Origin of the sequence: Rhizobium sp. S163, assembly GCF_030380805.1 — a bacterium.
Classification (GTDB): domain Bacteria; phylum Pseudomonadota; class Alphaproteobacteria; order Rhizobiales; family Rhizobiaceae; genus Rhizobium.
Genome location: NZ_JAUDSA010000012.1, coordinates 241,460 through 254,874 on the forward strand (window position 1 = coordinate 241,460; position 13,415 = coordinate 254,874).

Annotated in this window: 10 protein-coding genes; 6 read left to right on the forward strand and 4 right to left on the reverse strand. The window is 60.1% G+C overall.

Annotated features, from left to right (window positions below; all coding sequences use genetic code 11):
• Positions 1–23 precede the first annotated feature (23 nt).
• From QTL96_RS11025 to QTL96_RS11040, 4 genes are all read left to right on the forward strand, one after another.
• Entirely contained in the window at positions 24–1,316 is a 1,293-nt protein-coding gene (locus QTL96_RS11025) for a hypothetical protein (RefSeq protein WP_113198580.1), read from the forward strand.
• A gap of 278 nt (positions 1,317–1,594) precedes the next feature.
• Positions 1,595–2,611, forward strand: a complete 1,017-nt coding sequence (locus QTL96_RS11030) for an ABC transporter substrate-binding protein (RefSeq protein WP_112943322.1) — start codon at positions 1,595–1,597, stop codon at positions 2,609–2,611.
• Positions 2,612–2,635: 24 nt separating this feature from the next.
• Entirely contained in the window at positions 2,636–3,493 is an 858-nt protein-coding gene (locus QTL96_RS11035) for an ABC transporter permease (RefSeq protein ID WP_112819994.1), read from the forward strand.
• A gap of 1 nt (position 3,494) precedes the next feature.
• On the forward strand, positions 3,495–4,277 hold the full coding sequence (locus tag QTL96_RS11040; RefSeq protein WP_289727750.1) for an ABC transporter ATP-binding protein: 783 nt from the start codon (positions 3,495–3,497) through the stop codon (positions 4,275–4,277).
• On the opposite strand, the gene QTL96_RS11045 is transcribed toward QTL96_RS11040, so the two are convergent.
• Positions 4,274–6,283 (reverse strand): N,N-dimethylformamidase beta subunit family domain-containing protein, encoded by a 2,010-nt coding sequence (locus QTL96_RS11045; RefSeq protein WP_289727751.1) that lies wholly within the window; start codon positions 6,281–6,283, stop codon positions 4,274–4,276. The genes QTL96_RS11040 and QTL96_RS11045 overlap by 4 nt on opposite strands.
• A gap of 349 nt (positions 6,284–6,632) precedes the next feature.
• Here QTL96_RS11045 and QTL96_RS11050 point away from each other — a divergent pair, with 349 nt between their 5' ends.
• A complete protein-coding gene (locus tag QTL96_RS11050) occupies positions 6,633–6,860 on the forward strand; it encodes a hypothetical protein (protein ID WP_165936888.1) in 228 nt (75 codons plus the stop codon).
• A 47-nt stretch (positions 6,861–6,907) separates the two neighbouring features.
• Here QTL96_RS11050 and QTL96_RS11055 read toward each other — a convergent pair whose 3' ends face one another.
• A complete protein-coding gene (locus QTL96_RS11055) occupies positions 6,908–7,522 on the reverse strand; it encodes a biliverdin-producing heme oxygenase (protein WP_289727752.1) in 615 nt (204 codons plus the stop codon).
• A gap of 153 nt (positions 7,523–7,675) precedes the next feature.
• Positions 7,676–10,612: a PAS domain-containing protein gene (locus tag QTL96_RS11060; RefSeq protein ID WP_289727753.1), complete on the reverse strand. Its 2,937-nt coding sequence runs from the start codon at positions 10,610–10,612 to the stop codon at positions 7,676–7,678.
• Positions 10,613–10,895: 283 nt separating this feature from the next.
• Between QTL96_RS11060 and QTL96_RS11065 the strand changes: the two genes are divergently transcribed.
• Positions 10,896–11,042: a hypothetical protein gene (locus QTL96_RS11065; protein ID WP_018896790.1), complete on the forward strand. Its 147-nt coding sequence runs from the start codon at positions 10,896–10,898 to the stop codon at positions 11,040–11,042.
• A gap of 104 nt (positions 11,043–11,146) precedes the next feature.
• Here the strand turns inward: QTL96_RS11065 and QTL96_RS11070 are convergent, their stop codons facing one another.
• Positions 11,147–13,315: a TonB-dependent siderophore receptor gene (locus tag QTL96_RS11070; RefSeq protein ID WP_289727754.1), complete on the reverse strand. Its 2,169-nt coding sequence runs from the start codon at positions 13,313–13,315 to the stop codon at positions 11,147–11,149.
• Positions 13,316–13,415: the final 100 nt, after the last annotated feature.

Genomic DNA, 13,415 nt, shown 5'->3' on the forward strand with positions numbered 1-13,415 from the left:
TATTTATTCGAGAAGCGCATTCCATGAGCCAGACCAACAGCCGAACCGCCATTATCCGCGATCACGCCAAGAAGCGCGATGGCGTGGCCGAGACACTTCTCGCCGAGTTGCTTTTCGATCTGTTCGAGCTCGATGCACAGAATCTCGCGATCAATTTCGATCAGTACAGCCTGAACTCGTTGAACGGCTTCTTCGAAAGCGGCGAGGAGAAATACTTCTTCAAATTCCACCAGGAGGAAGGCGAGGAGAAGATGGGCGGCGAGTACTACCGCGCCGATATCCTGACGCGCGCGGGCCTTCCCGTCGATCAGCCGGTGATGATGTCGACCCTGCCGGGTGAACAGATCCTCGTATACAAACGTCGCTTCGACCCGCGCTTCTCCGACGTGCTGCGCGCGATCGATCTTGAGCCGGATGCGGCCGCAGCCGTGGAGGCGGTGGACGCAGAGCGCGAGCTCAGCGAGGCCGTGCTGAAGGTCTATCTGGAGACGCTGCACCCGGTGACGCCGGCGCAGGTGGCCGAGGAGCCCGTGCACCGGCTGTTTTCCGCCCGCCTCGTCAGCGAACCTGGCGCGGCTTTCCCGGGCGGGCGCTACGAGAGCTTTTACATCGGCAAGCACTTCGCCTTCCCTGGCGTTTCGCTCGATTGGAGCGAATTCGCAGCGGCGCGCTTCGTCATCAACGGGATTGCCTATGAAAAGACGGTCGGCGAACTGTTTGACGATGCGCACAGCCGCCTTGCGCCACTTCGCCTCGCCGATGCCGGCGGCGTCACCGCCCATGGCGACGCTCACAACGCAAACGTCTGGTACCGCAAGAGCGAGGATGGTGCGTCGCTCGCCTTCTTCGACCCCGCTTTCGCCGGCGAGCATATTCCGACGCTCCTTGCCGAGGTCAAAACCACCTTCCATAACATCTTCGCACACCCGCTCTGGCTCTACGAGCCTGCCCTTGCCGAGCAGAAATTCGAAGCCCGGGCGCGCTACGAAAATGGCACGCTGCATGCCAATTTCGATTGGCAGCCGAGCCCGGTCCGTCAGGCCCTTCTCGACGTCAAGTCAACGGCGCTGTGGAAGCCGCTGCTTGCGGAACTGAAGAGCCGCGCACTGCTTCCAGCGGATTGGAGGACGGTGATCCGGCTCGGGCTGTTCCTCTGCCCGACGCTGGTGATGAACCTTCGCGCCGGCGCGGCCACGCATAATCCGACGTCCTCACTGATCGGCTTTTCAACGGCGGTCATGGTGGGCAGTGAGCCGACAGCGGGCGCCGATATCGTGACCCGCTTCCTCGACGCGATCGATCCGGAGCATGCGTAAGATGAGCGTTTTGCACCATCACGAATTCGCCAAAACGCGACATCGGCGATTGCCGAAATCGACAGGCGCATTCATAGAGGGGTAGAGGTTTTCTAACTTTGCGCGGCGCCAATTGGCGGTATCGCGCAGATTCAGATTTACAAGTTCGGGCAAAGAAATGACTATACATAATGCTGCTCAGCCGATCGCCCAAAATATAGGCTGAACATACAAAACGCACGAATGACGTCTCGGCTTCGAACCTAGCGAACACATCATCGTAGAAAAGAGGGGTTACCATGACATACGCATCGATCAAGTCTCACATGTCGCGCCTGGCCATCGTCGCCGGCGTTATCGGCGCTCTCACGCAGGCCGTCCCGGCTTCGGCAGCCGACATTCCCGCCAAGCCGGAAGCCGGCACCTTCAAGCTCGGCATCGAGCCCTGGCTCGGCTACGGCCAGTGGCACGTCGCCGCCAGCAAGGATCTCTTCAAGAAGTCCGGTCTGGAAGAAGTTGAACTGGTCAATTTCACGGAAGACAAGGACCTGAACGCAGCGCTCGCCAGCGGCCAGCTGGACGCAGCTAATATCGCGACCCACACCGCGATGGGCATGGTCGCCGCCGGCCTGCCGGTGAAAATCGTCTCGCTCCTCGACTTCAGCCTCACGGCCGACGCCATCCTCGCAGGCAGCGACATCAACAGCGTCGCCGACCTGAAGGGCAAGAGCGTCGCTTATGAAGAAGGCACGACCAGCGACATCCTGCTCAATTACGCGCTGGCGGCCAACGGCTTAACCATCGACGACATCACCCGTGTTCCAATGCCGGCAGCCGATGCCGGTTCCGCTCTGATCGCCGGCCAGGTCCCGGTTGCCGTGACCTACGAACCCTACATCTCGACCGCACGTGCGCAGGACAAGGCTGTCAAGCTTCTCTTCGAAGCCGGCAAGGATCCGGGCCTCGTGTCTGACGTTCTGGTTGTTCGCGAAGACGTTCTGAAGTCCAAGCCGGGCCAGGTTCTTGCCATGCTGAAGGCCTGGGACGCAGCACTTGCCGACTACAAGGCCAACACGGCCGAAGATCGCGCGATCATCGCCAAGGCCGTAGGCGCATCGCCTGAAGACCTCGCGACTGCATTCGACGGCGTGCAGTATTACACGACCGCCGAAGCGTCCAAGGCCTTCGCCGGCGAGTTCAAAACCAAGACCTTCGTCGATGTGCTCAAGGCCGCGAAGCTTGCGAAGATCCTGACCCAGGACGTGACCGCGGAACAGATGATCGACTCGTCCTTCGTCGACGCTGCCAACAAGTAACGCGCTATTCAAGACGGATCATCCATGTCGGCATCACAATCCTCGTCTGCCAGCACCGACACCCGCGCGCAGTCGCGCGCGGGTGTCGGACGACCGCCCAGTGCATTTCGCATCGGTGATCCGCTTGGCGCAAAAACGTTCCTCCTGATCGCAGTGTGCGTCTTCGCACTGCTGTTTGCCTTTTGGTGGTCAGCAACCGCGACCGGCTGGGTCAAGCCCATTTTCCTTCCGAGCCCGGGCGCTGTCTGGACCAAGATGGTGGAACTGACGCTTGACGGGACGTTGCTGAACGATGCCGGCATCAGCATCTATAGAATGCTCGTTGGCTTCGCGCTGGCATCGCTGATGGCGATCCCGATCGGCATCATGATCGGCTGCTACCGCACCTGGGAAGCGGCGATCGAACCGTTTATCGACTTCGTGCGCTACATGCCTGTCGTCGCTTTCGTGCCACTGACGATCCTGTGGGCCGGAACCAGCGACATCCAGAAATTCGTCATCATCTGGATCGGCACGTTCTTCCAGCAAGTGCTGATGGTGATGGACAGCGTCAAGCGCGTCCCGCCCGACTTCGTTGGGCTTGGACGAACGCTTGGTCTTTCGGAACCGAAGATCCTCTGGCGCATCGTACTTCCGTCGTCGCTGCCGGGGATCTGGGACACTCTCCGGATCAGCATGGGTTGGGCCTGGACGTGGCTCGTTCTGGCCGAGCTTGTCGCGGCCACCTCGGGGCTTGGCTACCGCATCGTTGTGTCCCAGCGCTATTTCCAGACGCAGACGATCATCGGCTACATCCTGCTTCTTGGCATACTTGGCCTGATCACCGATCAGAGCATGAAAGCTCTCGAGCGTGTTTTCTTCCGTTATACGTCGAGACATTGATATGAATGAACCGAAACTAAAGATCCAAGCGCTCAACAAGTGGTACGGATCGGGCAAGCGAAGCGTTCACGCCCTCAGCAACATCGATCTGGAACTGGCGGACAACGAGTTCGTGTCGCTGGTCGGCGCTTCCGGCTGCGGCAAGAGCACGCTTCTGTCGATCGTCGCCGGCCTGCAGAAGTTCAACGACGGAGTGCTCCTGACCGATGGTGCGCCGATCGTGGGACCCGGCCTCGATCGCGGCGTTGTCTTCCAGTCCTACACGCTGCTGCCCTGGCTGACCGCGCAGCAGAATGTCGAGTTCGCCCTTCAGGCGGCTGGCCTATCGGCTGCCGAACGCAGGGAAGTCGCGCGGCACCACATCAATCTGGTCAAGCTCGACCGTTTCGCCGATGCCTTCCCCTCGCAGCTATCCGGCGGCATGAAGCAGCGCGTCGCCATCGCACGAGCGCTGTCCTACAGGCCAAAGATGCTGCTGATGGACGAGCCCTTCGGGGCGCTGGATGCGCTGACCCGCCATCAGATGCAGGAATTGCTGACGCAGATCTGGGAAGAGCACCGCCTGACCGTGCTGTTTGTCACCCATGACGTCGAAGAGGCCGTCTACCTTTCCGACCGCATCATTTCGATGAGCATCAATCCCGGCCGAATCAACGCAACCTTCCACGTCGGCCTGGCGCGCCCGCGACATCAGGACATGATCTCGACCTCGGACTTCATCTCCATTCAGAAGGAAGTGCTGGCGGCGATCCGCGCGGGTTCGCAGCAGGATGATGCACTCTAAGCTGTGAACCGGCCGACGAGATTGAGCATAATGCGGCCGACATCATTATCTTTTCCCGTCGCCGGCAGCGCGCCGATCCACGCAACGGAGCTGGCGGAAAAAACCAATCCGCCGGCATCGTGACGGTAAATCGTCATGTCCGATCGCCGCATCGCGGCCCGCTCCGCTTCGCCATCGGCAAGCCAAAGATCGGGACGCACCTGAAAGCTGTCGTCGAAACCATCGGCGACCGCCAGCCGAACCAGGTTGGCTGGGGTTTCCTCCGAACGCAGCACCGCATCCACCTCGTATCCCGCCGCGCCGCCGAGTACCGTGCCACTATCGCCGAAGGCCTCGCCGACACCGTCGAACAGCCATGCATGTTCGCCGCCGTAACTCCCTTCCAGCCGGCGGTACGGTCGCGATGGACCAAAGCTCATGATCACATAGGTGACGCCAACAAGCGCCTGGGGATGACGGTTGCCGCGATCTTCCCAGTTTCCGCCCGGCTCGCCCGTCATCGAGAGGTGCATTTCGCCCGGCCGGCCACTCCAGATATCGTTCTTGCCGCGCCGCAGTTCCATGTTGTCGCCGTCAAAAGCGACCACCCAATAAAAGCCGTTACCACCGAGATAACCGAGGCTTCCGCCGGCCGCGAGATAGCGATCCAACCCGCTCATCATCGCGGACGACCAGTATTCCGGATGACTGCCTGTCAGCACCAGGCTGTAGGCCGACAGGCTCTCCAAGCCTTCGTCGTGAAGATCGCGATCGGTCAGCACATCGACCGCGATGCCATGGCGCGCGTAGAATTTCAGCAGCTGCAGATCGACAGAGAGAAGATGCGGCGAGTTCGACAGAGGGTAGTGATAGTCGTCCCTCAACGTCGCGCGCGGGCGCCGGCTCGAGGTCAGGCTGACGCCGCTGAGGTCGCTGTGGGTGTCGTATAGGCTGAGGAAATTGTTGTCGATCGCGAACAGGTGGGCGCGGTCGCTGCCATGCCAGGGGTAGCGATGCGGCGGCAGTTGTTCGTCGGCGTAAGCGAGATAGGTCGCCGTCGGCAGCAGCACCGCCACGTTCGATTGAGGCTCTGTCGGGCGAACGAAGAATGGTAGCCTCTCCACGCCGCGATCGGTCCCTATCTCAAGCGCATAGACACCGGATCGGGCATCCTCGGGGATGTGAACAGTCAGATCCGCCGCCCAGTCGAAACCGCCGAAATCATCGTCGTGCAGGTGGATGGAATCGAAATGATCGGGATCCAGACGGGGATCATGGATTTCACCGGAAAAGCGCGGCGAGGCGACGGCAAATGTCGGCGCATTGTGGAGGATGATCGCAGGATCACCTTGCTGGACAGGCCGAATATCGCCCATCGGCCCGCGCGTGGGAAAGCGCCATTCCGTCTCGTGGCTGGCGCTGATTAACCGGATGCGGCCGAGCCTGCCGTTCAAGGTCTGTCGCGAGCGATCCGCGGCACCGCCGATACAGATCAGCCCGGCGGTATCTGCCGCGACGAGCGGGATCGTCCGTACCGCTACGGCCTGCTGGTCAGCACGCCTAACCCTGTAACCGATCGCGCTCGGCGAAACGGAGACGTCGAGTTGATACCATCGCTCGTTGCGGACTTCAGCAACGGTATGGCTCTGACCATCAATCACGGCAACCAGACGGCCATCCGGCTCCAGGCTGAGAAGCAGGGAACCGATCGCGATAACCGGCTTCGATGTCTCGTTCCTGGTGAAGAGGATTTCGAGGGATAGTTCATAGACATCAGACCGAAGAGCCGTAGCCGGGATCTCGGCCCAGGAGCCGAGTTCGTACTCCCGGATGGAGAGCGTGGTCGAATGCCGTGCGATCTCCCATTCGACGGCTACCACCTCGTCGCGATCAAGCGTGACGATCCTGACGCTTGCGTTCGGATCGGCGCAGGACAGAAAACCACCCGTGGCGCCGCCGGCCTTCACGCTCCAAGGCTCGATGAAACCAATCGCAGCCATTGCGTCGTGGTTCAATTGCTTTCGCATGCAGGCACACCCCGTATTCTCAAAGTAGGGGCGGCAATCCGATGGCGACCCAGTATCGGCGGGAGTTTTGTCTATACATCTTCATGCCGTCAAGCGCTCCGCCGGCTGAGATATTCTTGCGATGCGTACCAAACCGACAGATTCTGACCTGTTAACGACGAGGGCAATAGGCTAAGAGCGCTTTGGCCGCATCCGTTTTCCCCGATGCGGCCAAAACTTCAGCCTCGCCCCTACGCGAGGCTTTTCTTTGTCCGCCAACCATTCTTCAATACGTGGACAACCCTTTCACAGCGTTGAGTTTTTTATCTCCCCAATGCACGATATGCGCAATGCGAGGGAGACTCACATAATGCGTTCAGGATTGGGGACGATCACCATTGCCGATGACGGGCATAACGGCCATGTTGCCTACGAAATGACAGAGAAGGACGGGCTGTTGTTTGCCGGCGAAGAATTGCTGCGGCGCGCGAAGGCCGCCAAGCGAGTAATTTTCCGACCGCTTGCTGCGACGACCGAACACCGAATCCGCATCGGAAGCGTTGATGCAAGCTGCGCCAATTTTATGGTGATCAGCTAAGCGGACTGCGTCGTCGGTTCACGTGAGATTGGTAGAACCCGCCCATTTCAACGCTCCGAGAAGGCAAGCTCAGCGAAATCATAGACGCGCGCGAAGGCAGCGTCCGCTCCATCGATGACGGCCCGCTCCTCTCCATCGCTCAGTTCCACGCTGTCGAGCGCTGCGGTAAACGTTCGCCAATGCAGGCCACGCCCTTCAGGCGCACCTGCAAGATGGCGCGCGCCCATCGTCTCGTCGAGACCGAGTTTGGCCGCATATTTCAAAAGGAATGCAGCACCAAGATTGGACCCTTCGATCACGTATAGCCATCCAAGGGAATCGCCGAGTGCGACCTTGTCTCCCTTGGTGAATGTCGGAGTGCATATCGACTGCGGGACTGCGATCCCGAGATCGGCAAGGTCCTGCTCTATGAACGTCAAACGACGGCGACCGGAGAGATCTGGCAGCAAAGCGCCGAGCTCTTGATTGAAGAATAGGGCATCGAGATCCCGGTGAAACAGGTACTGCATGGTGACGAACCGGCCGTAGCTCTCGCGATCTGTGAAGGGATTAGCCTGCATGATGCGCTTGTCCAGTCGTTCGTGCGCGGCATGCGTCGCAGCCTTCAGTCGCTGGGTACGCTTTTCCTCGGGCACCGCCGAAATTTCCGTGGCAATCGACATTGTATTCCGTCCTTCAGTCAGTTCTCGGCCATTGAGCTTGCGCCCAGCCAGGTTCTTGCACTTCGCTTCTGCGAAGCCAGGCCGTGATATCGAATGCCGATCGAGGGCCCAGCATTATCACCCATCCACCGCCCAAATGGGACCGGACAGCATTTAGCGCTTGGTTGCCCAAGCGCGCTCAACGGCCGATTTCAATTCCATCTCGGAATAGGGTTTGCGCAGGAGGAGAGCCTTCGACGGAGCGCCCGTCGGTAGACTGTGTTCTCCCGTAGCGAATACAATGGCGACGTCTGGATACAGACGGCGTACGGCCGCAGCCAGATCGACGCCGCTGACATCAGGTAGTCCGATGTCCGCGACCAGTACGTCGATCTCGTTTCCCTGCAAGAACTCGAGCGCCTCCGCGCCATCTGCCGCTTCCGTCACCTGGTGCCCCAGTTCGAGCAGCATTTCAGCTGTGTTGGAGCGGATCAGGAAATCGTCCTCGACAAGCAGAATTCGTGGGACCACCGCAGCCATAGGCTTGTCGATCGGTGCCGCGCTGCGCGGCGAGGAGGCCTGGCTGATCTGCTTCTGGTTGGCGATCACATGGCGGAGCCGGCGCGCCAACGCCTCCCGCGTATAGGGCTTCGATAGCAACTCGACACCCGGGTCGAGCCTTCCGCCGTGAACGATCGAGTTTTCCGTATAGCCTGACGTAAAGAGCACTGCCACACCGGGCAGCCGCTCCTTCGCGCGGCGCGCCATCTCACTGCTCTTCAGCGGCCCGGGCATGACGACGTCGGTGAAGATCACGTCGATTTGCATGCCACTTTCGATCACATTCAGTCCGGCCTGCGCGTCCTTCGCAGTCAATACGCTGTAGCCGAGATCGGACAGCGTCTCGACGACGATCGCGCGGACTTCCTCATCATCTTCGACGACAAGCACCGTTTCCGTGCCGCCCACCACAGGCCCGCCATGCATTGTCACCTCGCGGTCCTCGTCGGCAACGGAACGCGGCAGATAGATGCGCACCGTCGTTCCCTGATCTACCTCGCTGTAGATCTTCACATGTCCGCCCGACTGCTTGACGAAGCCATAGACCATGGACAGCCCGAGCCCAGTTCCCTTGCCTTCTGGCTTGGTCGAGAAGAACGGCTCGAACACCTTGTTCAAGATTTCAGGCGCCATACCCGTGCCGGTGTCGGTGACAGCGAGCATCACATACTGACCCGGCATCACCTCCTGATGGCTGCGCGCATATTCCTGGTCGAGCGCCGCGTTGCCCATCTCTATCGTCAACTTGCCGGAACCGTTCATAGCGTCGCGCGCGTTGATCGCGAGGTTGAGCAGCGCGTTTTCCACCTGCGTGGGATCGGCATAGGTGTTCCACAGCCCGCCACTGGTAATGACCTCTATCTCGACCGCTTCGCCCAACGAACGCCGCAGCAGATCGTCCATTCCGCCGATGAAGCGGGCGATATTGATAACCCGAGGTTCGAGCGCCTGCCTGCGACCGAAGGCGAGCAGCTGGCTTGCGAGCTTCGCACCGCGGTTGACGCCTGCAAGCGCATTGGCCAAGCGCCGCTCCGCCCGCTCATTGCCCGTTAGATCCTTGGACAGGAGCTGCAGGTTACCCGAGACCACCTGAAGAAGATTGTTGAAGTCGTGCGCCACGCCGCCCGTCAGCTGGCCAATCGCTTCCATTTTCTGCGCTTGTTGCAACGCGCGCTCGGTTTGATGGCGCTCGGCGATTTCGGCTTCAACTCGCGCCTCAAGGCTTTCGTTCAGCTGCCGCAGCTGCTCTTCGGCTCTCACGCGGTGGCGAACCTGGCGCTCGAGGCTTGTGGCGTGCTCCTGAAGGCTGGCCTCTGCCTCGCGCTGTTCGGTGATATCAGTATGAACACCGACCCATTCCTCGATCTCGCCCGAAACATCGAAGATCGGCACGCCGCGAATGGCGAACGTCCGGTAGACGCCATCGGCGCGCCGGACCCTGTGCTCATGAACATAGGTGGCCTTTGCCGCGACCGCCGCCTTCCAGCTTTCGACCGAGCCGTCCTGGTCATCCGGGTGCACGGCGTCCGCCCAGCCGTAACCCTGGTAGCTCTCGAACGGCTGCCCAGTCAGCGCCGACCATGCCGGCTGCTCACCGAGCATGCGGCCGTCGGCGGCGTTCGTCCAGATCACACCGTGGACGGCATTCACCGCCGCGCGGAAACGGCCGTTGCTCCGCTGCAAGGCTACTTCGGACCGCTTGCGATCCTCAATATCGATCATCACCACATAGATGCCTTCGACATCGCCGCCTGAAGCCCGCCGGGGCACATAGCGTATCTCGACATTGCGATCCGTTCCATCCGGCCGGGTGATGGATGTATCGGTGATGATGCGGTCGCCGGCCATCGCCTGCTCGACCAGGGGAAGGCGTGTCTGATAGCTGGTCTGGCCAATCACCTCAGCCACATGCTTGCCGACCACATCGGCTGCGTCGAGGCCGAACCATTCCACGTAGCCCTGGTTGGCGAAGCGGTAGATATGGCTGCGATCGATGAAACCGACGAGGATGGGGAGCGCATCCGTCAGCCGTTTCAGCTCCTCGCGGCTTTCCGCAAGCTCGGCCACCGCCTTCACCTTGTCGGTATTTTCGAGCACCGTGCAGAGAACGCCGTTCACCTTGCCGTCGTCATCATAGATCGGCGTGTAGAATAGGTCGAAAACGACTTCCTCAGGGAGGCCGTGGCGATGCAGAACCATCTTCTGGTCGCGGTATGACTGGACCTCACCGCGGAAGCCGGCCTCGAGAATCTTGCTGTTCCAGTCCCAGATCTCCGGCCATATCCCGGGGACCGTCGCGCCGAGCGCGCGCGGATGATAATTGCCGGCAATTTCCACGTAGCCGTCGTTGTAGATCATGACATGATCATCGCCCCACATCAGCACCTGCGGGATGGGCGAATTGACGATCGAATTGACCTTGATTCTCAGGTTCTGCGGCCACTCGCTGATCGGGCCAAGCGAGGTTGCCGCCCAATCGAAACGGCGAACAAGTTCTCCGGTCTCGCCGCCGCCGATGGGCCAATGGCCGGACGTGAACTGATAAGTCATAAAGCCACCAAATGAACCAGAAATTCTCTTGTTTCATAGGGGACGGGAATGACCCTGTCCATGGCGCTAGGGCGAGAACAAGCGCGCCAGCAGGCATAATATTTTGGCGCTGACGCGCGCCGGAAAACCGCTAAATGCAGAAGATGGAACGACGGCCGTTGGAGTTGCACTTCGGTTGCCATAAGCAGAAAAAAGACAGCCGACGCGATCACCGGCTTTTTCATTTAAGTTGACGCTGCTATGGGAGCATGATGTCGTCCGTTAGAACGAGGAAACAGGCGAGATGAGCGATAACGTCATCCAGTTCCGCAAACCCGCGCCACAAAAGACCCCGAAGCCGCCACGCCCATGGCTGCGCAAGCTGATCTCGATCGTCGTGGTGATCGCCGCCTTTGTCGCGGCTTGGATCTATTTCACGCTGGCTGGCTGATCCGGCCACTTGCAAGTCGCATTTAAGACTCGACCGCATTAAAACGAAAACGGCTGGAGAGCGAAACAGATCGCTCTCCAGCCGTTTTCACGAGTACGGTCAGCTTACCACTTCTTGGCAAGCTTGAAGGTGAAAGTCCGGGCATCGCCGTAGCCGCAGGCGCCTTCAGTGCGGCAAGCCTCGACATATTCCTTGTCGAACAGGTTGGCGACGTTGAGCGATGCCGTCCAGTTTTCCTTTTCGTAGCGGATCGCCGCGTCGAACACGGTCGATTCCGGAACGCGAAGCGTGTTGGCCTCATCCGCCCAGGAACGACCCTTGTGGCGAACGCCGGCGCCGAGGCTGAGGCCTTCGAGCGGGCCGTTCGTCACAGTGTAATCGACCCACATGGAAGCCGTATAGTCAGGCACGACGTAAGGCGTCTTGCCGATCAGGCCGGGGTTCGGGTCGTTCTGTTTAACGGTCACGTCGGTCGCGGCGAAGGCGCCGAGCAGCTTCCAGTTGTCGTCGATGTTGACCTTGGCTTCGAGCTCAAAGCCCTTCGATTCCACTTCGCCGAGCTGGTCGGTAAAGGGCGCGACCGGGATAGAGACAGAGTTGTTGCGCTTGTTGATGTGGAAGACGGAGGCGGTGAAGGACGCATCCATGAAGGTCGGCTCATACTTGATGCCGGCTTCATACTGTTCGCCCTCTTCCGGCTTCAGCGGCCCGTGTCCGCCACGGCCGACCAGCGGGTTGAAGAAGGTCGCGGCGCTGACATAGGGCGTCAGGCCGTTGTCGAACTCGTATGCAAGACCGGCGCGGCCGCTCCAGGCGCCGTCGGAATCCTCGAAGCTGTTAGAAGACGCCAGCCGATCCTTGAAATCGGTATTGACGTGATCGTAGCGGCCGTTGAGCGTTGCCAGCCAACCATCGCCGAAATGGATCTGATCCTGCGCGTAAAGGCCGATCTGATTCATGGTGACTTGCTCGCTGTAGAGCGGGTCCATCGGCAGCTGCGGGAGGCCGTAAACGGGGTTCGTCACGCTGAGCGAGCCGGAGCCGAACTTGTTGTTCTGCACGTTGTCGATGCGGTACAGGCGGTAGTCGACGCCCAGCATGACCTTGTGCTCGGTGCCGCCGAGATCGAAGGTGTTTTCGATGCGGTTATCCCAGGCCAGCGTATCGACGGAGGTGTCGCCCTCGAAGTTAAGGAGCTGAAGGTCTGTCGGACCGGACCACAGATAAGGATAGACAAGGCGCTCATACTTATCGAGATGACCGTAACGGGCATTCGACGAGTATTTCCAGCCGCCCTCGAACTCGTGCTCGAACTCGTAGCCGATCATCTGCTGATCGTAGCGGCCGGTATCGATATCCGGATCACCGGGGAAGAAGCGGCGCGAGATCTTGCCGACGCCGGGCCGGTCGACGACCGTACCTTCGTAGGGCAGGAAGCCATTGCCCGTGTGAACCTGATCAAGACCACCGGCATAGGCCCAGACGGTCAGGCTTGTTGTATCATCCGGCGAGATGGTCAGCTGCGGCATGACGAAGCCGCGCAGATCATGGGTGTAATCGGTATAGCCGTCACCGCCGGCGATCTTGCCGGTCAGGCGATAGGTCATCGTGTCGCTCGACCCGACCTTGTCGGAAACGTCGAAGCCGGTGAAGGCGTTGCCGTTCGAGTTGATGCCGATTTCGGTGTAATAGAGCGGATCGTCGGTCGGCCGCTTTCTAATCATATCGATGATGCCGCCGGCATTGGCGCCACCATAGAGAACCGAAGCCGGACCCTTCAGGACGTCGACGCGCTCCAGCATGAAGGGATCAATCTGGAAGTTGCCAAAACCATAGGAAAACAGGTTGAGGCCATCGAGATAGACACCGCTCTGTCCGGCATCGAAACCACGGATGTAGAACCAGTCAGTATCAGGATCGGTGCCGAAGGTCTGCGTGGCGACGCCCGCCGTGTAACGCAGGGCCTCATCGACCTTGTTGACAACAGCCCGATCATCGAGCTCCTGGCGGCCGACAACGGAGACGGACTGCGGTATTTCGTTGATTGGCGTATCCGTTTTCGAACCTGCCGTGCTCTTCTTGGCCACATAGCCCTTCACGGGGCCGGTTGCCTCGCTGGCGCCGTCCGCCGCCGAATTGCCGGCGCCCTGGATGACGACCGGCTTCAGCTCGGTCGCATCCTGCGCGACCGCGAATGTGGCGCTCGCGCCGAAGATGGCGACACCCGCCAGAAGCTTTGCCTTGAAGATCACTCGGTCTGCTCTCGCACCCATATTTGTCGTCACCCTACTCACGCCACCGTCATCCCAACGGCCCGGCTAACATCACGAATAAGATGAGTGATTAACTCAATTTTAACGGCCCAGCTTGTCG